The organism is Modicisalibacter tunisiensis (assembly GCF_020148005.1).
Classification (GTDB): domain Bacteria; phylum Pseudomonadota; class Gammaproteobacteria; order Pseudomonadales; family Halomonadaceae; genus Modicisalibacter; species Modicisalibacter tunisiensis.
On record NZ_JAGXFD010000001.1, the window covers coordinates 1043961 to 1063658 of the forward strand.

A 19698-nucleotide genomic window follows, 5' to 3' on the forward strand; every position below is an offset into this window, starting at 1 on the left:
TGACTCCTTGATCGGGGGTGGAGTGGTGGGTCGGCATCAGATCGCGGTCGCCTCGAGCAGCGCGCGACCCAGGTAGTCGCTTGCGTCGACGGCGCCCGGCAGGGTGAAGAAGTAGCCGCCGCCGACCGGCTGGATGTACTCCTCCAGCGGCTCGCCGTTGAGGCGGTTCTGCGCGGTGATGAAGCCCGCCTCCAGGTCCGCCTGGTAGACGATGAACAACAGGCCCATGTCGAGCTGGCCGTTGGCCTCGACGCCGTTGGAGTAGTTGAACGGCCGGCGCAGGATGCGGTGTGTCTCGAAGCCCGGCGTGCGGGGATTGGCCAGGCGGATGTGGGCGTCGAGCGGGGTGATCCTGCCCCCGGGGTCGGCGGCGTAGTCGGGGGTGTCGTGCTCCCGCTCGCCGTCCAGCGGCGCGCCGCTGGCCTTGCGGCGGCCGAACACGGCTTCCTGCTCGGCCAGCGGGGTGCGATCCCAGCGCTCCACGTAGTTGCGGATGAGGCGCACCACCTGATAGCTGCCGCCACGGGTCCAGGCCGGCTCCTCGGGGTCGCTGCCGGTCCAGATCAGCGTGTCCATCAGCGTGGCGTCGTCGGTGTCCGGGTTGGCCGTGCCGTCGCGAAAGCCCAGGTAGTTGCGCGCGCTGGGCGTCGGACCGTGGTCGCGGGGCGGCACCACCGGGACCGTGCCCTCCTGTTTCCAGCGCACCATCAGCAGCCCCGGGGTGTGCTTGATGAGATCGCGCAGGGCGTGAAGGGTGGTGTCGTGGGTGTTAGCGCAGATCTGCAGCGACAGGTCGCCGTGGCAGCGTTCCGGCTCCAGGGCGTCGTTGGGAAAGCCGGTCATGCGCTGCAGGTGGCGCGGCCGGGCGTCGGCCAGGCCGAAGCGCGCATCGAACAGCGAGGCGCCGAGCGAGACGGTGACGGTCAGCCCGTCCGGGGCGATGGTCGGCCCGAGGATGCCGGAGTCCGCCGGCGGGTAGGCGGGGTCGCGCTCGGGGTAGGTACCGCCCTCGGTCAGGAAGGCGATGCGCTCGGTGAGCGTGCGCAGCAGGCGTTCGAGCCCGGCGCGGTCGCGGGCCAGCACGTCGCAGGCGACCACCATGCCGGCCGCCGGCCGCGGGGTGAGAATGCCCTGCTGATGGCGGCCGTGGAAGGGGTAGGCCTGCGCCGTGGTGGTGCTGACCGGGGCACCGGTGACGGCATGGCCATCGGCGGCGCGAGCCGGCAGCCCCAGGCCGCCGGCGGCGACACCGGCGCCGGCCGCGCCGAGCCCCTGCAGGAAGCGGCGGCGATTCAGCGTGAACGGGCAGCGTGAGGTGTTGTCGGGTTGGTCACTCATGGCGGAAAACCGTGATATCGCAAACGTTGAAGGGTCAGCCGTTCAGGGCCAGCGCGGGATTGAGTTCCTGCAGGGCATCGACCAGCGCCCGGGTGTCCGCCACCAGGGCGTCGCGGTCGGCGCCGTCCGCCGTGGTGCTATCGGTCAGGGCCTTCTGGAGCGTGTCGAGCGCATCGTGCAGCCGCTGGCGCAGCGTCGGGGCGCGGCGTTCGAGCAGCGGGTCGAGCAGCGAGACGATCTTGTCGGCACCCTGGGTCAGGCCGTGCAGGTCGCGCCGCTCGCGGGCATCCAGTGCCGATTGATCGGCGGTCGGGTCGCCGCTGTGGTCGAGCCAGACCTGCAGTGCCCGGGCGCTGCCCTCGGCCAGCTGGGCCGGGGGAATCGACGCCCGGCGCAGGCGCGTCGTCAGCGTCCGGACGTCCTCGACCAGCTGCGCGGCGACCGGTGCCAGGCCCTCGGTGCTGCCGGCCGTGAACAGGCCGTGGGCCAGGCGGTGAAAGCCGACGAACCGCGGGTCGTTCTCGCGGCGGGCGAAGTCGTCGGCGTGGGCGTTGAGGCGCTGATCCAGGTCGCTGAACAGCCCGGTGGCCATCGCCAGGCGCTGGTCGATCAGCCGCGCCCGGCGGTAGGCGGCTCGGGCTGTCTCGAGATCACCGGCGACGATGGCCTCTCGCAGGGTGTCGGCGGCGTCGGTCAGCCGCCGGCCTTGCAGGGTGAGGTAGACCTTGTACTCGGCCAGGGCAGCGACGAAGTCCTGGCGCGCCAGGCGGGCCACCGGCGCCGCCTCGTCGTTGGCGGTGACGTGCAGCGTGCCGCGCGGATTGCTCAGCAGGCCGCAGGTCATGGTGTAGTCGCCGGGGGCAAGTCGGGCGGTCAGCGGCTGGTGCAGGCCGGGGGCGATGTTCTCGCGCTCCTCGAGCACCATCACCCCGTCGAGAATCTCCCACTCGATGGCACGCTCGGAGTCGTTGACGAGGGTGAAGGTGGTGTCGCCGGCGGGCACGCTGAGCGTCTCGGGCCGGCAGCCCTCGGCGGTGACGACCAGCCGGGTGCCGGCGTCGGGGCTGCCACGGCCGTCCAGCGACAGGGCGAACAGCCCCAGCGCAGCCAGCATCGCCGCGGCGGCGGCCGGCACGCCCAGCCTGAGCAGACGCGATGACGGGGGGGTAGATTGACTCATGGTGGCTCTCCGGTCAGCGGGCATCGGCCTGCGGGGTGGCGGCCCGCGCCGGGGCGGGGCGGAAGAAGGCCAGCAGGGTGATCAGCAGGTAGCCCACATAGACCACGGCCTCGCCGAGCGTGGGGGCGGGCTGGTAGCCGAACACGCCCGAGAACACCGCGCCCAGCGGCGAGTCCAGCGGCAGGCGCCCGCCCAGATCGAAGAGCACCTGCTGGGCGTGGTTCCACAGCCCGGCCTCATGCAGGGCGCGCACGGCGCCGGCAAGCAGGCCGGCGGCCACCAGCAGGATGAACAGCCCGGTCAGGCGGAAGAAGTGCGCCAGGTTGAGCCGCAGGCTGCCGCGGTAGATGGCCAGGCCCACCGCCACCGAGGCGAGGATGCCCAGCAGGGCGCCCAGCGGTGCGGCGCTGCCGGCACTCTGCTGGAACACCGCGAGCAGGAAGAACACCGATTCCAGGCCCTCGCGGGCGACGGCGAGAAACACCATGCCGATCAGCGCCAGGCTGTGGCCCCGGCCGCTGGCGAAGGCATCGTCGAGGGCGCCGGTCAGCGCCTGGCGCATGCCCCGGGCGGCGCGACGCATCCAGAAGACCATCCAGGTCAGCACACCCACGGCGACCAGGCCGACGAAGGCCTCGAACAGCTCCTGCTCGCGCTGGGGAAACTCGGCACTGGCGAACTGCAGGCCGGCGCCGACAAGCAGCGCCAGCGTGGTGGCCAGAAGGATGCCGATCCACACGGCGGGCATCCAGGCGCCGCGGCCGGTCTGCTTGAGGTAGCTGGCGATGATGCCGACGATCAGGGCGGCTTCGAGCCCTTCGCGCAGCATGATGAGAAAGGGAACGAGCATGTCGGGAGTCCTGATGAGACGGGGTGAAAGGACGCATTCTCGATAACGAATGAGATTCGTTATCGAATGCAAAGGTTACTCCTTCCTCAAGGCGGCGGCAAGTCGGCCGGGATGGCAGAATGTCGCGAGGCGTCACCAACAGGCGATCGAGGGAGACAGCGATGACGACAACAGCAAGTGAGAGCGCGATGGGCGGGCGGCTGTCCGGCGAAGCGTCGCCCGACGGGGCGCCGTCCGGCGACAAGGGCCTGCCCGAGACCGGAACCGACCTGCTGGCGGACGTGAGCCTGCCGGCGGCGGTGATCCACGAACCGGCGCTGGCCCACAACCTGGCGTGGATGCAGCGCTTTGCCGAGGCCCACGGCGCGTATCTCGCGCCCCACGGCAAGACCACCATGGCGCCGGCGCTGTTCCAGCGTCAGCTCGACGCCGGCGCCTGGGGCATCACCCTGGCCACCGCGCCGCAGTGCCGGGCCGCCTTCGCCGCCGGGGTGACGCGCCTGCTGATGGCCAACCAGCTCGTCGGCCGCGCCAACATGACGATCGTCGCCGAGTTGCTGGCCGCCGGCGCCGAGTTCTGCTGCGTGGTGGACGGCGCGGACAACATCCGCGAACTGGGGGCCTTCTTCGCCGAACGAGGGCAGACCCTCGACGTGCTGATCGAGCTGGGCGTGCCCGGCGGGCGCACCGGCTGTCGCGCGCTGGAACAGGTCGAGGCGCTGGCGCAACGGATCGCGGCCGAGCCGGCGCTGCGCCTGATCGGGCTGGAGGGCTACGAGGGGGTGGTGCAGGCGGCCGATCCGGTCTCGGCGGTGCGCGACTATGCCGCGCGGCTGGTCGAGGCGGCGCGTCGCCTCGATCGGGCGGGGCATTTCCCGGTCGAGACGCCGATCATCACCGCGGCGGGCTCGGCCTGGTACGACCTGGTGGCCGAGGTCTTCGAGGCGTCCGGGATCACGGCCCGCTTCACGCCGGTCCTGCGCCCCGGCTGCTACGTGGTCCACGATCACGGCATCTACCGCGAGGCCCAGCAGGGCGTGCTGGCGCGCCGCCCGGCGCTGCACGAGGGCCTGCGCCCGGCGCTGGAGGTCTTCGCCCAGATCCAGTCGCTGCCCGAGCCGGGGCTGGCGATCGCCGCGCTCGGCAAGCGCGATATCGGCGCCGACAGCCTGCCGGTGCCGCTGCGCCGCTTCCGTGAGGGCGGGCGGGCCGATCAGCCGCTGGACGTGACGGGCTGGCGGGTGACCCGGCTGATGGACCAGCACGCCTTCCTGGCGCTGCCGGCGGGAGGGGGCGACGTGTGCGTCGGCGACATGCGCGTCGGCGACATCGTGGCGTTCGGCGCCTCGCACCCCTGCCTGACCTTCGACAAGTGGCGCCGGGTGCTGCGTGTCGATGGCCACCTCGCGGTGCAGGAGGTCATGGAAACCCGCTTCTGAATCCGCGGCATGCTCAGCGGTCGCCCTGCCAGAGGAACATCCCCGCCCGCTTGCGCAGGATCGTGGCGACGATGGGCGGCTCGCTGGGTCGGCCCGCCAGGCCGTAGCACACGTGCAGCGGCAGCAGGTGCTCCTCCCGGGGATGGCAGAAGCGGGCATGGGGGGCGCGCTCCCAGTGGACCAGCCGCTCGGCACGCTGGGCTTCGGTGAGCCCCGTGTCGCCGCAGGTCGTCTCGAGCCACGCCTCGAAGGCCCGATTGCGGGCCTCGATCTCGGGGCTGGAGGGCCCGAAGAATGCCTTCATGTTGTGGAAGGAGAACCCGGAGCCGATCACCAGCAGGTCCGGGACGTCCAGCGCCTGCAGGGCCCGGCCGATGGCCAGGTGGGTCTCGGCATCCAGGCTGTCGACCAGCGACAGCTGCACGCAGGGGATGTCCGCCTGCGGGTACATCAGCTTGAGGGGCACGAACAGCCCGTGGTCGAAGCCCCGCCGGTCATCCAGCCGGGCGGCCATTCCGGCCTGCTCCAGCGCCTGCTGGACCTGCCGCGCCAGTGCCGGGTCGCCGGGGCAGGGATAGGTGATCGCGTAGGACTCGGGCGGGAAGCCGTAGTAGTCGTAGATCAGCCCCGGGCTGGCCCCCGAGGTGATCGTCGGCACTGTCTCCTCCCAGTGGGCACTGATGACCAGGATGGCGGAGGGCCGGCGCAGCCGGCCGGCGAGCTCGGTGAGCCGCTCCACCATCTCGCGGTGATCCGGGTCGCCCAGCAGCGGCATCGGGCCGCCGCCGTGGGACAGGAAAAGCACATCGGTCGTGGAGGTCATGACGTTGGCTCCTTCAGGGGGACGAGTTCGGCACGCGTCACTGGCCGGTTGCCGCGTGCCGGCCGACGCCGCCATCCGCGAGGCGCGAGGCCAGCAGGCCGTCCAGCGAGAAGCGTCCCGCGCCCTGGATGGCCAGGGCCAGCATGACCACGAACAGGCTCAGGGCGTACTCGAAGCCGTTGTTGGCGATGAACAGGCCATTGCCGATATGCACCGAGACGATGGCCACCAGCATGGTGAAGGCCACCACCAGCGCCGCCGGACGGGCCAGCAGGCCCAGCACCAGCGCCAGCCCGCCGAAGAACTCGGCACTGCCGGCCAGCAGCGCCATCAGGTGGCCCGGCGCCAGGCCGATGCTGGCCAGCCACTGGCCGGTGCCTTCCAGCCCGTAGCCACCGAACCAGCCGAACAGTTTCTGTGACCCGTGGGCGGCCAGGATCAGCCCCACCGGAACCCGCAGGACCAGCGCGGCCAGGCCGGCGCGGGTGTGCACCAGGTTGTGTGCGAATCGAGAGTTCATGGTCGTCACCTTGATTCTTTCTCTACGAATGTAGCCCGAGGGCCCTTCCCTCGGGGGAGGATGGCGCCACTTTACTGTTGCCGGGAAAAGAGAATAAGAGGGCAGTCATTGGCTGTTTAGCAATGTTGCGTTGATAATATGGGTGCCCCCGCCCTCTGGAGCGATCGATGGACCGTCTCGATGCCATGCGTACCTTCGTCACGGTGGTGAGCGAAGGCAGCTTCACCAAGGCCGCCGAGCGACTGGCGATGTCCCCGCAGCTGGTCAGCAAGTACGTCTCCCGGCTCGAGCAGCACCTGGGGGTGCGCCTGCTCAACCGCACCACGCGCAGGATCCACCTCACCGAAGCCGGCGCCACCTATCACCAGCGCGCCCAGCAGGTGCTCAGCGACATCGACGACATGGAGCACCAGCTCGGCGACCTGCAGACCCGGGCCCGGGGCCGGTTGCGGATCAGCGCGCCGGTGTCCTTCGGTATTCGCCACCTGGCTCCTTTGGTGAGTGACTTCCAGCGCGCGCATCCCGCCGTCGGCATCGACCTGCAGCTAAATGACCGCAAGGTCGACATCGTCGAGGAGGGCTTCGATATCGCCCTGCGGATCGGCCGCCTGAAGAGCTCCTCGCTGATCGCCAAGCGGATCGCGCCCATCCGCCTGGTGCTGTGCGCCTCGCCCGAGTACCTGGCGCGGCACGGCACGCCGCGATGCCCGGAAGACCTCAAGGCGCATCGCCACCTGCGTTACAGCTACATGGAGCCGGAGGCCGGCGAGTCGGTGTTCCGATGGTTGCCGGGTCGCGGCCGGCCCGCCGAGGGGGACCTGGTCAGCAACAACGGCGATGTGCTGGTCGAGGCGGCCATCGCCGGTGCCGGGATCGCCCTGCAGCCCACCTTCATCGCCGGTGCCGCGATCCGCGCCGGGAGCCTGCAGGTGCTCATGCCGGACCACGCGCCCGAGCCGATGTCGCTCTATGCGGTCTACGTCCACCGCCAGCTGCTGGCGAGCAAGGTGCGCTGCTTCGTCGATTTCCTGGAGGGGGCCTTCGGCGATCCGCCCTACTGGGACTGATCATGGCCGGCGGCCGCCCCACCAACGACACCGGCCCGCATGGCGGCATTCCCGCCCGGCTCGGCGAGGTGGCGAGAGACGGCATCCTCGGGCGTGCCCGTCAGCCCGCGGAACATGCCCATCGAGCCGATCAGGGCCGACGACTCGTAGGGCACAAACACCCGCTCCCCCCGGGCCGCCATGTCGGGAAGGGTCTTGATGTAGGACTGGCCGAGCAGGTAGCTGACCACCGTGCGCTTGTGTTCTTCTCCCTCGCCGAGAGACTCCAGCACCAGCTTGATGGATTCGCGTTCCCCCTCGGCACGCAGGATGGCCGACTCCTTGTCACCTTCCGCGTTCAGGATCGCCGACTGGCGCTCCCCTTCCGCCCGGGCAATCGCCGCCTGCTTGTTGCCCTCGGCCTCGGTGACGGTCGCGCGACGCTTGCGCTCGGCCGCCATCTGGAGCCGCATGGCTTCCTCGACTTCTTCGGGCATGCTGATGTCCTGAACCTCGACGCGAGTGATCTTTACCCCCCACTTTGAAGCCGGTTCCTCCATCGCCGACTGGATCTGGTCATTCACTTCCGACCGGCTCTCGAACAGCTTGTCGAGCTCCATCTTGCCGACGACGCTACGCAGCGTTGTCTTGGCCAGGACCTCTACCGCCTGCACGACGTTCTCGACCTCATACACCGCGTTCTTCGGGTCGATAATCTGGTAGTAGAGGGCACCATTGATCCTGACCGTGACATTATCCGTCGTCACGACTGGCTGGCCCGGGAAGTCCATGACGGTCTCCCGGCGATCGATGCGCGTTTCTTGGCGGCTGATGGCGGTGTATTCGTCGCCCCGCTTTTCATAGCGAATCATCGTGATGGCGCGCGGCTGCTCGATGAACGGGATAATGACGTTGATTCCGCTCTCGATGACACGGTGGAACGAGCCCAGCCGCTCGATGACCATCACTTCCGACTGGCGCACAATGACCAGCCCCTTGACGATGACGAGAATGCCGATCAGGACAATGATCAGCGCCAGCACGGTGGCCGGAGAAAACAGCAGCGCATCAGCCATGGGAGGCTCCTTCTTCTGGGTGGTTTTCCAGGTGCACGATGGCGGTGGCTCCCTCGAAATGATCGAGGATGACGGGCGTGCCGTCCGGCAGGGCCATTTCCCCGCTGCCGGCCACCCGCAGTCGATAGAGATCGCCCTTGATCTTGATGACGGTGGCCTGGTCGAAATCGCGTGTCAGGGTCTTGAACCGCTGACCGGATTCCTGGCCACTGCCGGTGTTGCCGTACTTCATCCCCCTGGGGGAAAAGTGCGGCTGGAGCTTCCAGACGGCGAGTGGCGCCAGCACGCCCGAGAAAATGCCCATCGCCAGCAACTGCATGCTGTACGAGGCATCCAGGGCCGCCACGCCGGCCGTGAGCAGGGCCGCGGCCCCCAGCGCCAGCATGACGACACCGCCTGTCAGCAGTTCGGATAGCCCCAGCAGCAGGGCGATCAGGACCCATACCACCGGGGGACTCCAGCTCATCATTGTCGTCTTGCCTCCTTGTCACTGCCGGGGGCCGGTTGCCCGGCCCGGGGTGTCGATCGGACTCGAGCGGCCAGATCCGCGAGGTTCACCAGGGTCAGCTTGCCGTCGCGGAGGAAGGCCCCGGTATCGGCGTAGAAGACGTTGCCCAGCCAGAGGGGCTCGGGGACGGGGGTGTGCCCCACCACGACGGCATCAATGCCGCCGACAGGCGTGATGTCGCCCTCCCTGATGCGGGACCGACTCCAGATGGTCGGCTCCAGGAGCGATTCGGGGGTGTCCTGCAACCAGCCCCAGTTCAGGGGCGGTTCGGCATGACAGATGCCAATGCGCTTGCCATCGACCCCCACCTCCCGGCCAAGCGGCAGGTAACGGGCGGCCTCCTCCAGCCGGATTTTCACCTCGCGGGCATTCTCGCCGTGAATCCAGCCGCCCCCGTTCGTCTGCCAGAGATCCCAGTCGTGCCGAGTCCCCTGGACGCCGAGCGCCTTCAGCGCCAGCCATTCGTGGTTGCCGAGCACGCAATGGCAGAACGGCTCGAATACCAGTGACAGGCAATCGAACGAGCGAGCGCCTCGGTCGATCAGGTCGCCGACACAGAACAGCCGGTCCCGCCGACGATCGAAGTCCACGGCTCGCAGCGCGTCCTGCAGGGCGTCGTATTGGCCGTGGATGTCACCCACCGCGAAGTCGCGTCCCTCGGTGTTTTCCGCATGGACGACAAGCGCGGGATCGGCCCTCAGTCCGGGCGTATACAGCTCGGCGAGTTGACGGAGCCGGTCCGCAACAGCCGCCCGGACCGGGGAATCCTCCTCGTTGCCCTTGTCGATCACATCGGCAAGGGTGTCCAGCGAGTAATGGCCCTCCGGCAGCCGGTGGCCGAGTTCGTCGGCGATGGCCGACAGGAAGCTCAGGGTCTCGCGATCCACGCTGCGCCAGGGGTCGACCACCACCCTGGCCTGGCCGTCACGCACTTCAATGGTGAGCATGCCTGCGCCCTCCGTTGCGAAGCCTGACGGGGATTGCACCCCAATCATGCCGATTGTCACGATACCCGCGCGAGACTCGTCCGGTCGCTTTCCGGCTCGCGTCGAGCGTGCGGGCCTTGTCCAGCGTGCTGCCGGCCTTCTTGCCGATAATGAGCCAATCGGTGCCGCCGCCGATAGCGTTTTGCACCACCCCCGTGGCGCCCGACTGGAGGCGGCGGGGCCGGCGCGCTAGGCTGGGGCGCGACCGCGCCGGGACAGCGCCGGCCTCGCTCGCCGATCACAGGGAATTGTCATGCCTCATCGCCTCCTCGTCCGCACGTTCATCCTGAGCGCCTGCGGCCTGGGCCTCGCGCCATGCGTCGCGGTGGCCGTGGAAAGCCGCTCTGCCACCCAGCCTGACACGGACGTCATCACCGTCACTGCCCCGCGCCTGGCGCGCGAGCTGTACGCCACTCCCGCCGCGGTGTCGGTGATCGACCGCGAGACGATCGCCCGGGGCCAGCAGCGCGTGCGGCTCGACGAGTCGCTGGCCGGCGTGCCGGGGCTGTACCTGCAGAACCGCTACAACTTCGCCCAGGGCGAGCGCGTGTCGATCCGCGGCTTCGGCGCGCGCACGCCCTGGGGCGTGCGCGGCATCACCGTGATGGTCGACGGCATTCCCTACACCCTGCCGGACGGTCAGGCCCAGCTCGATGCCATCGACCTCGACAGCGCCGAGACGGTCGAGGTGATCCGCGGCCCGGCGGCGGTCCAGTACGGCAATGCCGCCGGCGGGGTGATTGACGTCACCACTGCCAGCGGCGAGAGCGACCCGGGCAGCGCGATCCGCGTCGAGACGGGCAGCGACGGCTATCGCAAGCTGTCGGTGCAGAATGGCGGCGTCGAGGGGCCCTGGTCGCATCACGTCAGCGCCTCGGCGATGGACTACGACGGCTATCGCGAGCACAGCGCCGCCCGCAAATATCTGCTCAACGCCAAGCTGAGCCGCGAGCTGGGCGATGACCGCCGGGTCACCGCCATCCTCAACCTGCTCGACAGCCCCTTCGCCGAGGATCCCGGCGGCAAGACGCTCGAATCCGTGGCCGACGATCGCTTCGCCGCCATGGATACGCGGGGGTACTACGACTATTCGCCGGTCGACATCGACTCGGGGCAGGAGGTCGACCAGCAGGTCATCGGCCTGCAATACGAGGATCTGTCCGCCGGGCCCGGGGCGCTCACGCTCAAGGGCTTCTACCTGCATCGCGACTATCAGCAGCAACTGGCCTTCGCCGGGGGCGACCGTGACGTCACGGACGTGCAGAACTACATCGCCTACGATCGCGACTACTACGGCGGCAGCGCCGAGTATCGCCAGTCGCTGACGCTCGCCGGGCGGCCGTTTCGTTACATGGCCGGCGTCGACGTGGCGCGACAGGTGGACGACCGTCACAGCGACGACGTGCTGATCGACGGTGAGCACGTGCGCCGTTCCCAGGACGAGACGCAGACGGCGACCTCGCTGGGCGTCTTCGCCCAGGGCGACCTGGACCTGACCGAGCGCTGGACGCTCTCGCTGGGCACGCGCTACGACCGGGCACGCTTCGACATCGACGATCACCACCTCGGCGACGGCGACGACAGCGGTGACCGGACCTTCGGTCAGTGGAGCGGCAGCGCGGGGCTGAGTTTCCAGTATCGGCCCGACCACCAGTTTTACCTGGCGACCGGCACCGCCTACGAGACACCGACCTTCTCGGAGTTCGCCAATCCTGACGGCGGCGGCTTCAACCCGGCTATCGAGCCGCAGACGGCATGGAATCGCGAAGTCGGGCTGCGCGGTACCTTCGACAACGGGCTGGACTACGATGTCGCGGTGTTCTCGACCCGGGTCAGAGATTCCCTGGTGGCCTACGAGAACGCCGCCGGCAAGAGCTACTACCGCAACGCCGGCAAGAGCACCCGCGAGGGGATCGAGGCTCAACTGGGCTGGCAGTTCACCCCGAACTGGCGAGTCGACAGCGCCCTGACCCTGGCGCGCTACGAATTCGACGACTACCGCGTCGACGGGCAGGATTTTGATGGCAACCGCATCCCCGGCGTGCCGGAGCGGACCTGGGTCAATCGGCTGTCATGGCAGGGATTCGACCGGCGCTTCGCCACCCTGGAGACCCGGTACATCGGCTCGATGGTCGCCGACGACGCCAACGAGGTGGCGATCGACGACGTCTGGCTGGTCGACCTGCGCGCCGGCGACGGCTGGGCTCTGGGTGGCGATACCGTGCTCGAGGCCTACGCCGGGGTGCGCAACCTGTTCGATCGCGAGCACTACGCCAACGTGATCATCAACGCCAGCCACGAGCGCTACTACGACCCGGCGCCGGGGCGCACGGTGTATGCCGGGGTGGGGATCGAGTTTTGAGGGGCAATGAATCGCGAAAAAGTCTTATCAGTTTTTACAAGCCGCCTGCTCGGCGGTGAACGTGGCGGTGTAGCCGACCTTCGAGTCGACGTATTTCTAAGCCGCCTGCTCGGCGGTGAACTCAAGGAAGGCGGCGAGGTTGCCGGCATCATCTTTCTAAGCCGCCTGCTCGGCGGTGAACCGGGCCGTGTGGCCGCACCGCTTCCCGACGCTTTTCTAAGCCGCCTGCTCGGCGGTGAACGTGGTGGTGACGCTGGCTCTGATCATGGGGGTTTTCTAAGCCGCCTGCTCGGCGGTGAACGACCCGCTCAAGGAAGTCACCGCCGATCTGATTTTCTAAGCCGCCTGCTCGGCGGTGAACGACCCGGCTTCGCGCACGGCTTCGTGACTCCATTTCTAAGCCGCCTGCTCGGCGGTGAACACGGTACTGGCCCACCTGCCCGACGAGAGCCATTTTCTAAGCCGCCTGCTCGGCGGTGAACCCCTTGCCGACCGGGCCTGTCACAATCGCCTTTTTCTAAGCCGCCTGCTCGGCGGTGAACAACGCCGTCCGCAACAACGCCTACGCCGCCAATTTCTAAGCCGCCTGCTCGGCGGTGAACCTGGTGGTGGGCCGGCTGGAACGACTGCGAGCTTTCTAAGCCGCCTGCTCGGCGGTGAACAAGGGGCTGCTGACCAACGGCCAGATCGCGGGATTTCTAAGCCGCCTGCTCGGCGGTGAACGCCGATGGCATCCGGCTGCCGGGGCAGGGCAATTTCTAAGCCGCCTGCTCGGCGGTGAACAACTGGATGTACGGCAGGCCCTGACTATCGGTTTTCTAAGCCGCCTGCTCGGCGGTGAACTCAATGTCGAGAAGACCATGGAAGCCTCGCGCTTTCTAAGCCGCCTGCTCGGCGGTGAACGCGACGCCGCTGACGTTGCGGTTCGTCGCGTATTTCTAAGCCGCCTGCTCGGCGGTGAACGATGCGTTGCAGATGAGCGTCCAGCGTCTGCATTTCTAAGCCGCCTGCTCGGCGGTGAACTCGATCTCAGCGACACCAGCGGCATCGAGGTCTTTCTAAGCCGCCTGCTCGGCGGTGAACTTCGACGACGCCGACCTGGAGACTGTTGTCATTTTCTAAGCCGCCTGCTCGGCGGTGAACGATCGCGCTGATCTACCGCTACACCGCGGCATTTTCTAAGCCGCCTGCTCGGCGGTGAACCTCGCCTTCAACATCGCCGACGCCCCCTTCGATTTCTAAGCCGCCTGCTCGGCGGTGAACCCTGGCCGACGTCAACCGCCAGCTCGCCGACTTTTCTAAGCCGCCTGCTCGGCGGTGAACAGCGCCTTCGACGAGGCATTGGCGGCCGTCAATTTCTAAGCCGCCTGCTCGGCGGTGAACGAGAGACGATCGAGATCTACGACTGGGGCACTTTTCTAAGCCGCCTGCTCGGCGGTGAACTCGGCCGACCCGATGGTGCGCGATGCCGACGCTTTCTAAGCCGCCTGCTCGGCGGTGAACGAGCCCAGTGAGGTATTGCGCCACGATTTCGATTTCTAAGCCGCCTGCTCGGCGGTGAACGTGTCGGCCTCGCCGAACTACTCCACCGAGCCTTTCTAAGCCGCCTGCTCGGCGGTGAACACATTGCTGCTGACCGACCCGAAGCCGCTCGATTTCTAAGCCGCCTGCTCGGCGGTGAACGTCGGTCAGCATGTGCCCCAGGCGCTGGGCGATTTCTAAGCCGCCTGCTCGGCGGTGAACGACAAGGACACCCTCGAAGGGCGCGTTCAGTGTTTCTAAGCCGCCTGCTCGGCGGTGAACAACTTCACGCCCGAGCAATTCGCCGCGCTCCATTTCTAAGCCGCCTGCTCGGCGGTGAACCCGGACAGACCGTGAAGGGCGCCACCGGCCGCTTTCTAAGCCGCCTGCTCGGCGGTGAACGCCTGGACCTGGGCCGAAGAGTCAGCGATCTGTTTCTAAGCCGCCTGCTCGGCGGTGAACAGCAGGTCTATAACGGCGTTACCGATGGCTTTTTTCTAAGCCGCCTGCTCGGCGGTGAACGTCGGGGCGAGCACCGGTCAGCGCCTCGTACTTTTCTAAGCCGCCTGCTCGGCGGTGAACCTTAGTGTTGCGGTTGGTTTTCTGCTGCTCACTTTCTAAGCCGCCTGCTCGGCGGTGAACCGCCGGTGCTGAACCCGCCGGCACCGGCGAAGTTTCTAAGCCGCCTGCTCGGCGGTGAACAAAGTGGCGGCGGATTCCTGGGCGTCGATGTTTTTCTAAGCCGCCTGCTCGGCGGTGAACATCATCCACGCCTACACCACACGGCAGATTACTTTCTAAGCCGCCTGCTCGGCGGTGAACCAGCCGCAAGTCAGCCAAAGCATTCGCCGGCATTTCTAAGCCGCCTGCTCGGCGGTGAACGTAACGATCAGCGGGGGTGGCAATGCCGAAATTTTCTAAGCCGCCTGCTCGGCGGTGAACTGAATCCAAGCGTAGCTGCTGGAGAACTCAGTTTTCTAAGCCGCCTGCTCGGCGGTGAACGGTCAGCGCGGTCGAGCTGATATGCAGTTCAATTTCTAAGCCGCCTGCTCGGCGGTGAACGCTGCTGGCGATCGACTGGATCGCGCCGAAGTTTTCTAAGCCGCCTGCTCGGCGGTGAACGCCCGAGCACTGCGACGTCTGGCCCGAACACTTTTCTAAGCCGCCTGCTCGGCGGTGAACACCTGGTACTTGGGCAGCTTCGTTTTGATCTCTTTCTAAGCCGCCTGCTCGGCGGTGAACGAAATCATCCCGACTCCAATCCGGCCCGCCCATTTCTAAGCCGCCTGCTCGGCGGTGAACGCCGTGCCCCACTCCGTGGCGACGTTGCCCTGTTTCTAAGCCGCCTGCTCGGCGGTGAACTCCGAGAGCGGCGCCGCAATGATCCGGTGTATTTTCTAAGCCGCCTGCTCGGCGGTGAACGTCGACATACGGCTGGGCCATCACGGTCAGCTTTTCTAAGCCGCCTGCTCGGCGGTGAACAGCCGGCCGTCGATCGAGCCCATCGCGTCCCATTTCTAAGCCGCCTGCTCGGCGGTGAACCGGCATCCGCATCTACCACGAAGCCCAGGCATTTTCTAAGCCGCCTGCTCGGCGGTGAACGAGATGGACAGCGATGGCCACAAGATCAGCCATTTCTAAGCCGCCTGCTCGGCGGTGAACTGCCGCTCACTCGAGCGGCTTTTTTCGGCATATTTCTAAGCCGCCTGCTCGGCGGTGAACGATCTCATCTGGCGCCGCTAGGGTTTCGGGTCTTTCTAAGCCGCCTGCTCGGCGGTGAACGCGGACTCCTTGCAGGCCCCTGCGAACTATCATTTCTAAGCCGCCTGCTCGGCGGTGAACACGCAGCAGGCGCGCAGGATGTTCAGGGCGAATTTCTAAGCCGCCTGCTCGGCGGTGAACCGCCGCAAGCCGGAAGGCGAGCATCTCGACCATTTCTAAGCCGCCTGCTCGGCGGTGAACGTCGGCGACGAGGGGGTGATCCAGATCGTCGATTTCTAAGCCGCCTGCTCGGCGGTGAACTTGGCCTGCGTGTAACACGTCTTGCTGATCTCTTTCTAAGCCGCCTGCTCGGCGGTGAACTGTGCTGCGTGACCCGCGACATCGATGCCGATTTTCTAAGCCGCCTGCTCGGCGGTGAACTAGTGAGGCGAGCGAACTATGTTCAATATAATCAAGTGATTGCGCTATTAAAGAGCCAAAGACCCTTTTTTCGAGCCGCCTTGCAAGTTTCTGATTTTACAGGGGGTGAAAGAGACGCTCGAAAAAAGGGTATGCTTGATCTTACGTGATGTCAGGCAAGGGCACCGGATTTGTCGTGGTGGAGAGCCCCCAGGAGTCGGGGGTCGATTCCCGTACCTTCGGCTCGCTGCCCGTGTAGGGCTGTACTGACCAGTAAAGCCGGAACCGTCCCCCGTTACTGTCGCTTTTCATCTGGAAGAAGGGGAGCTCCCGGGCATTGGCCTCCTGGACTCGCTTGAGGCGCACCGAGCGTCCCGGGATACGCTCCGCACGCCGCGAGGGAATGCGAAACCTCTGGTAGATGCTCCATGAGCCGGCGTAGTCCTCTGGTACCGAGCGGGGGTAGTGGATGACTGCCTGCTCGAGCAAGGAAGGAGCCTCTCGAATATTGGCAATCAGCGCATCGAGTTCATCGCGCCCCGAAGCAAACACCCGCAGTACCGAATGTGCCAGCCGTGCATGACTGGGCATGGCCAGTGCATGACGCCCCGGTGCCTGGCGAAAGGCACCGTGCAGCACGCGCACGATGGCTGAAGCGGCCATCGGGCGAGGAAGTGGCTGGGGGCGGACTTCGATATCACAGAACCATCTGGGCTGCATCGGCTTACTCCTTGGAGCCAGAGTAGACGCCACCCCGCATCAGCGCCGAGATCATGAACATGCCATCGGCACTGTCCGGGTCCAGTTCGTCCAGACGCAGGGCAATCTTGAACGCCGAAGCCGCGCCGTCGCGGAAGAAGCGTTGTGCGCCCAGGTTGGCGCCGTTCGGCTCCACGGCGATGGGCTGGCCGTGTTCCTCGTAAGCGGGATACCAGGTGTCGATGGTGCGAAGGGCATTGCTGATCTTCTGGTCACGCAGTGCCGCTTGCCCCATTACCTTAATACCCACTTCACCGGCTCCACTCGAGCGCCTGCGGACTTCGCCGCCGCGAACGTAATAGAGCGGTCGGGCAAATCCCTTCGGCTTGCGCTCGACGTAGTTCTGGGAGGGAAATACCTCCAGAGCCCCGGTGACGCCGAAGTCGATCCGGGCCTCGACGGTCAGTCGAGAAGTGGATTGTCCCGCCATGCTGGCGGCGATCAGGGCGCCCAGCGCTTTCTCGTCATCGCTGTATGCCTCGAAGTGATTCAGCGGAACCGCGAGTGCCGGGAAGGTGGCGAGAGTCTCGCCATCACGCGCCACGGCTACCTCGATGGACTCGGCCAGCTGGCGGTTGCGCCATAGCCAGCGACCATTGGCAATGTTGCGTGCAAAGCGCCGCCCGACCTCCTGCAAACCCTCGGAGCTCTTGGCCTGGGCGATGAAGTTCAGCAGGGTCTGGCGATAGCCGGCGACATCGTCCTTGCCGCCCTTGCTGCTGGCACAGGCGAATATCACATCCTTCAGATCGAGGAAGTTGAGGCCGAAGCTGACGCTCATGCCCCTGGCCTCGGGGTCGAGCTTGGCCGTTTCGGTCTGCTGGATGTTCGATACATCATCGAACTTGTCGGGGATGTTCTGGGTACCACGAATGCCATGGCGGATCACCTCGACGGGCGAGCGCTTGCTGTCCGCCAGCAGGTTTTCAAACACCGCGTCGGTAATCATCAGGCCCCGGGTCAATGAAAGGACGCCGGGCAGTTTGTTGAAAGCCATGGTGGATCTCCTGTGAGTGGCAGGGCGGAAAGAGCGGGTCAGCCGATGGATTCCGGATGGCATTGCACGACAAAGGTGTGCGAGTCGAGCCAGTGCTGGCGCCAGTACGGAACCTGTTTATTCAATTGCCGAGCCGGGACGTACTGAACCATGCCTAGCAGGGGTTCGGCGTAGGCGTGCAGGGTGTGCTGGAGCGTGCTGTCGTTCGGTTGCATCTGCAGGCGGACACCTTCGCGCTCGGCAAAGTCGGTGATGGCCAGGTAGCCCAGCACGGTCGGCACGACCCAGGCATGGGAAACCTCGTGGAGTGGCCGGTTGTGGAGTTCGGGGGTCTTGGATTGCAAGCTCTCGGCTCGCTGGGCAGGGAGCGCGTTGCGTTCGATGGCAGCGAATGTCGAGCCCAGCGGATCGGTTTCGTCGATCAGGTCGGGACGTTCGATCAGCCAGAAGCCGTTGTCGCCCAGGCTGCGGATGGCCGTATTGACGTCATCGACGTTTATCGGTGTCCGATAATCGAGGAGTTGCCCGCCGGCGAGGCGAGCCTTGCGCAGGAAGGGGAGCAGCATCGATTCATCGAGCAGTCCCTCGTACTCGATCAGTAACGACAGTTCGAGATTGCAGCTGGCGGTGGGTTGAGCAGACAGCGTAGGGCCCTTGGTGCCCTTGCCGACATAGTCCTGTTCATTGACCAGCAGGGCGCTGCGCCGTTGATGGGGGAGAACGTCATAGGCGACATCCTCGAGGGCCTGGTGTTCGGCATGATGGTGCCGAACCGCGACCCCAAGGACGTCACACTCGAGATGCCGGACCATCAGGTTATGGACGAACTGGGTGATCGCCATCACAGGGCTGGCATTGACGATGAAGCCGCAGGCCAGGGCGTTGGCGGATTGCACCTTGAGGTGAGGCAACACCAGAAAGCTCATGGGAGGGCCTCCTCGATGCGATTCTCGATACGTACCAGCCATGCCCTGTCGAAGCCGGGGCGACCTTGCCGGGTCTCGTCCGGATAGCGGTAATCCTTGATGGATTGTGCCAACAGGCTGGAAAGTGCCTGGCGCCAGGCGCGATCTCGAAGGCCAGGCTCCAGCAGCCCTTGCTGCACCCGGGGCAGGTGGCGCCACAGGTCGATGGGCTCATCTTCGGCCGGCTGATCCGTTGTCGCGTCGTCCGGCTTGGCAGCTGTCGTTTCCTGAACCAGGATTTTCTGAGCCTCGTGTCGTGCGTGATCAGCGCGGTGCAGCAGACTGCTCATCAGTCGGTCGATGAACCGGTCGACCAACTCGCGGGTCCGCAGGTTGGACGGTAATTCACCGCCTTCGCGCACCAACAGGGGCACCAGGGTATCGCGCAGTTCCGTCATGATCGTGCGGTTGAGCAGTGGCCATACCCCGCGGTAGGCGGCCAGATACTGCTCTCGCACACTCCGGTTGTCGCGAGGGGCCGAGAAAAACAGGGGATATTGCACCAAGCCCCGGTTAGGCAGACGGCCGATGTTCTGGGCGTTATCGCCCCCGAAGCCGAGATAGGCCGTGCGTAGCCGTCGAATGACGGGGTGATCCGGGTCACCCTCATCGTTGTCCTTGGCTTCACGCCAGCGTTCGAGGTTGGCCTGGGTGCGCTCGCGCACGGTGGCCGTCAGGCCGCTGCTGGTGATCGGGGTAATCGCCACGTAGCCGCCGTCGTCACGGGGAAGGAACAGCTGGCGCACGCGTGGCGATACCTTCCCCATGCCGGTTACCCACGGCTCGCGGCTGGCTTGCCGGTAGAGCGCCCGGATGAGCGCCACATCGTCGGGATCGGCGTCGTCTGGGAGCTGCCCGGTCAATACCTGATCGACCTGCTTGGCGATGGTGGCTGCAGGCCCTGAGTTGGTGAGGTAATCCAGTGGCAGGGGGCAGCCGGAAGCGAGTACCGAGGAGGCGCAGAGATAGCGAAGCGGGCGTGTATCAGTCGTGCTCAGGCGGATGCCGACCGCCTTGGCGTTGGAGTTGATGGTCTTCGTGGAAAAGTGCACGAGGCGAAAGATGGCCTCACGATACTGGTCCGTTGTGAACGGTTTCCACTCCGGCGGGGATGATGACTTGGCCATGGGGGTTCCCGTTGATTATGTACTAATCTTAATTTAGCCAAGTTACTTTTTACTATTCAAATAAAAAGGAAAAAAATTTG

At 66.3% G+C, this 19698-nt stretch carries 15 protein-coding genes and 1 CRISPR repeat array; of the genes, 3 read left to right on the forward strand and 12 right to left on the reverse strand.

All coding sequences use genetic code 11. The features are described 5' to 3' along the window. Positions 1-36 precede the first annotated feature (36 nt). From efeB to efeU, 3 genes are read right to left on the reverse strand one after another with little or no spacing between them, the layout of a single operon-like run. Entirely contained in the window at positions 37-1338 is a 1302-nt protein-coding gene (gene efeB / locus KGQ91_RS04840) for an iron uptake transporter deferrochelatase/peroxidase subunit (RefSeq protein WP_224420408.1), read from the reverse strand. A gap of 34 nt (positions 1339-1372) precedes the next feature. Further along, entirely contained in the window at positions 1373-2518 is a 1146-nt protein-coding gene (gene efeO, locus KGQ91_RS04845) for an iron uptake system protein EfeO (protein WP_224420409.1), read from the reverse strand. 13 nt (positions 2519-2531) lie between these two features. Next, positions 2532-3368, reverse strand: coding sequence for an iron uptake transporter permease EfeU (gene efeU, locus KGQ91_RS04850; protein ID WP_224420410.1), 837 nt, complete (start codon positions 3366-3368; stop codon positions 2532-2534). Between the two features lie 188 nt (positions 3369-3556). On the opposite strand from efeU, the gene KGQ91_RS04855 reads away from it, so the two are divergent. After that, complete coding sequence (locus tag KGQ91_RS04855) at positions 3557-4807, forward strand: amino acid deaminase (protein ID WP_224421376.1); 1251 nt, start codon at positions 3557-3559, stop codon at positions 4805-4807. 13 nt (positions 4808-4820) lie between these two features. Here the strand turns inward: KGQ91_RS04855 and KGQ91_RS04860 are convergent, their stop codons facing one another. Beyond that, positions 4821-5630 (reverse strand): DODA-type extradiol aromatic ring-opening family dioxygenase, encoded by an 810-nt coding sequence (locus KGQ91_RS04860; protein ID WP_224420411.1) that lies wholly within the window; start codon positions 5628-5630, stop codon positions 4821-4823. Between the two features lie 37 nt (positions 5631-5667). Continuing rightward, positions 5668-6150: a DoxX family protein gene (locus KGQ91_RS04865; protein WP_224416040.1), complete on the reverse strand. Its 483-nt coding sequence runs from the start codon at positions 6148-6150 to the stop codon at positions 5668-5670. Between the two features lie 167 nt (positions 6151-6317). Between KGQ91_RS04865 and KGQ91_RS04870 the strand changes: the two genes are divergently transcribed. After that, complete coding sequence (locus tag KGQ91_RS04870; protein WP_224420412.1) at positions 6318-7217, forward strand: LysR family transcriptional regulator; 900 nt, start codon at positions 6318-6320, stop codon at positions 7215-7217. Here the strand turns inward: KGQ91_RS04870 and KGQ91_RS04875 are convergent. From KGQ91_RS04875 to KGQ91_RS04885, 3 genes are read right to left on the reverse strand one after another with little or no spacing between them, the layout of a single operon-like run. After that, positions 7205-8272 (reverse strand): SPFH domain-containing protein, encoded by a 1068-nt coding sequence (locus KGQ91_RS04875; protein ID WP_224420413.1) that lies wholly within the window; start codon positions 8270-8272, stop codon positions 7205-7207. The genes KGQ91_RS04870 and KGQ91_RS04875 overlap by 13 nt on opposite strands. Next, positions 8265-8741 carry an NfeD family protein gene (locus tag KGQ91_RS04880; protein WP_318010249.1) on the reverse strand — a complete coding sequence of 159 codons (477 nt, stop codon included), beginning with the start codon at positions 8739-8741 and terminating at the stop codon, positions 8265-8267. The genes KGQ91_RS04875 and KGQ91_RS04880 overlap by 8 nt, the downstream gene beginning before the upstream one ends. Further along, positions 8738-9727, reverse strand: a complete 990-nt coding sequence (locus KGQ91_RS04885) for a metallophosphoesterase (protein ID WP_224420414.1) — start codon at positions 9725-9727, stop codon at positions 8738-8740. Before KGQ91_RS04885 ends, KGQ91_RS04880 begins: the two co-directional genes overlap by 4 nt. 292 nt (positions 9728-10019) lie before the next feature. Here KGQ91_RS04885 and KGQ91_RS04890 point away from each other — a divergent pair, with 292 nt between their 5' ends. After that, positions 10020-12128 carry a TonB-dependent receptor family protein gene (locus KGQ91_RS04890; protein ID WP_224420415.1) on the forward strand — a complete coding sequence of 703 codons (2109 nt, stop codon included), beginning with the start codon at positions 10020-10022 and terminating at the stop codon, positions 12126-12128. 33 nt (positions 12129-12161) lie between these two features. Next, a CRISPR array of direct repeats spans positions 12162-15791; the repeat unit is 28 nt; unit sequence TTTCTAAGCCGCCTGCTCGGCGGTGAAC. A gap of 141 nt (positions 15792-15932) precedes the next feature. On the opposite strand, the gene KGQ91_RS04895 is transcribed toward KGQ91_RS04890, so the two are convergent. Genes KGQ91_RS04895 through KGQ91_RS04910 form a run of 4 tightly spaced genes read right to left on the reverse strand, consistent with a single transcriptional unit; the run spans position 15933 to position 19618 of the window. Next, on the reverse strand, positions 15933-16490 hold the full coding sequence (locus KGQ91_RS04895) for a type I-F CRISPR-associated endoribonuclease Cas6/Csy4 (RefSeq protein WP_224416035.1): 558 nt from the start codon (positions 16488-16490) through the stop codon (positions 15933-15935). 4 nt (positions 16491-16494) lie between these two features. Further along, the gene (gene csy3 / locus KGQ91_RS04900) at positions 16495-17526 is read right to left on the reverse strand and encodes a type I-F CRISPR-associated protein Csy3 (RefSeq protein ID WP_224416034.1); all 1032 of its coding nucleotides are present in this window, start codon (positions 17524-17526) and stop codon (positions 16495-16497) included. A gap of 38 nt (positions 17527-17564) precedes the next feature. Beyond that, the gene (locus KGQ91_RS04905) at positions 17565-18452 is read right to left on the reverse strand and encodes a type I-F CRISPR-associated protein Csy2 (RefSeq protein WP_224416033.1); all 888 of its coding nucleotides are present in this window, start codon (positions 18450-18452) and stop codon (positions 17565-17567) included. Further along, on the reverse strand, positions 18449-19618 hold the full coding sequence (locus KGQ91_RS04910; RefSeq protein WP_224416032.1) for a type I-F CRISPR-associated protein Csy1: 1170 nt from the start codon (positions 19616-19618) through the stop codon (positions 18449-18451). The genes KGQ91_RS04905 and KGQ91_RS04910 overlap by 4 nt, the downstream gene beginning before the upstream one ends. Between the last annotated feature and the right edge of the window lie 80 nt (positions 19619-19698).

What these genes read in the sequence shown, in the direction of transcription:
- efeB (WP_224420408.1), bottom strand. Translation starts at nt 1,338, where the DNA reads ATGAGTGACCAACCCGACAACACCTCACGCTGCCCGTTCACGCTGAAT.
- efeO (WP_224420409.1), bottom strand. Translation starts at nt 2,518, where the DNA reads ATGAGTCAATCTACCCCCCCGTCATCGCGTCTGCTCAGGCTGGGCGTG.
- efeU (WP_224420410.1), bottom strand. Translation starts at nt 3,368, where the DNA reads ATGCTCGTTCCCTTTCTCATCATGCTGCGCGAAGGGCTCGAAGCCGCC.
- KGQ91_RS04855 (WP_224421376.1), top strand. Translation starts at nt 3,557, where the DNA reads ATGGGCGGGCGGCTGTCCGGCGAAGCGTCGCCCGACGGGGCGCCGTCC.
- KGQ91_RS04860 (WP_224420411.1), bottom strand. Translation starts at nt 5,630, where the DNA reads ATGACCTCCACGACCGATGTGCTTTTCCTGTCCCACGGCGGCGGCCCG.
- KGQ91_RS04865 (WP_224416040.1), bottom strand. Translation starts at nt 6,150, where the DNA reads ATGAACTCTCGATTCGCACACAACCTGGTGCACACCCGCGCCGGCCTG.
- KGQ91_RS04870 (WP_224420412.1), top strand. Translation starts at nt 6,318, where the DNA reads ATGGACCGTCTCGATGCCATGCGTACCTTCGTCACGGTGGTGAGCGAA.
- KGQ91_RS04875 (WP_224420413.1), bottom strand. Translation starts at nt 8,272, where the DNA reads ATGGCTGATGCGCTGCTGTTTTCTCCGGCCACCGTGCTGGCGCTGATC.
- KGQ91_RS04880 (WP_318010249.1), bottom strand. Translation starts at nt 8,741, where the DNA reads ATGATGAGCTGGAGTCCCCCGGTGGTATGGGTCCTGATCGCCCTGCTG.
- KGQ91_RS04885 (WP_224420414.1), bottom strand. Translation starts at nt 9,727, where the DNA reads ATGCTCACCATTGAAGTGCGTGACGGCCAGGCCAGGGTGGTGGTCGAC.
- KGQ91_RS04890 (WP_224420415.1), top strand. Translation starts at nt 10,020, where the DNA reads ATGCCTCATCGCCTCCTCGTCCGCACGTTCATCCTGAGCGCCTGCGGC.
- KGQ91_RS04895 (WP_224416035.1), bottom strand. Translation starts at nt 16,490, where the DNA reads ATGCAGCCCAGATGGTTCTGTGATATCGAAGTCCGCCCCCAGCCACTT.
- csy3 (WP_224416034.1), bottom strand. Translation starts at nt 17,526, where the DNA reads ATGGCTTTCAACAAACTGCCCGGCGTCCTTTCATTGACCCGGGGCCTG.
- KGQ91_RS04905 (WP_224416033.1), bottom strand. Translation starts at nt 18,452, where the DNA reads ATGAGCTTTCTGGTGTTGCCTCACCTCAAGGTGCAATCCGCCAACGCC.
- KGQ91_RS04910 (WP_224416032.1), bottom strand. Translation starts at nt 19,618, where the DNA reads ATGGCCAAGTCATCATCCCCGCCGGAGTGGAAACCGTTCACAACGGAC.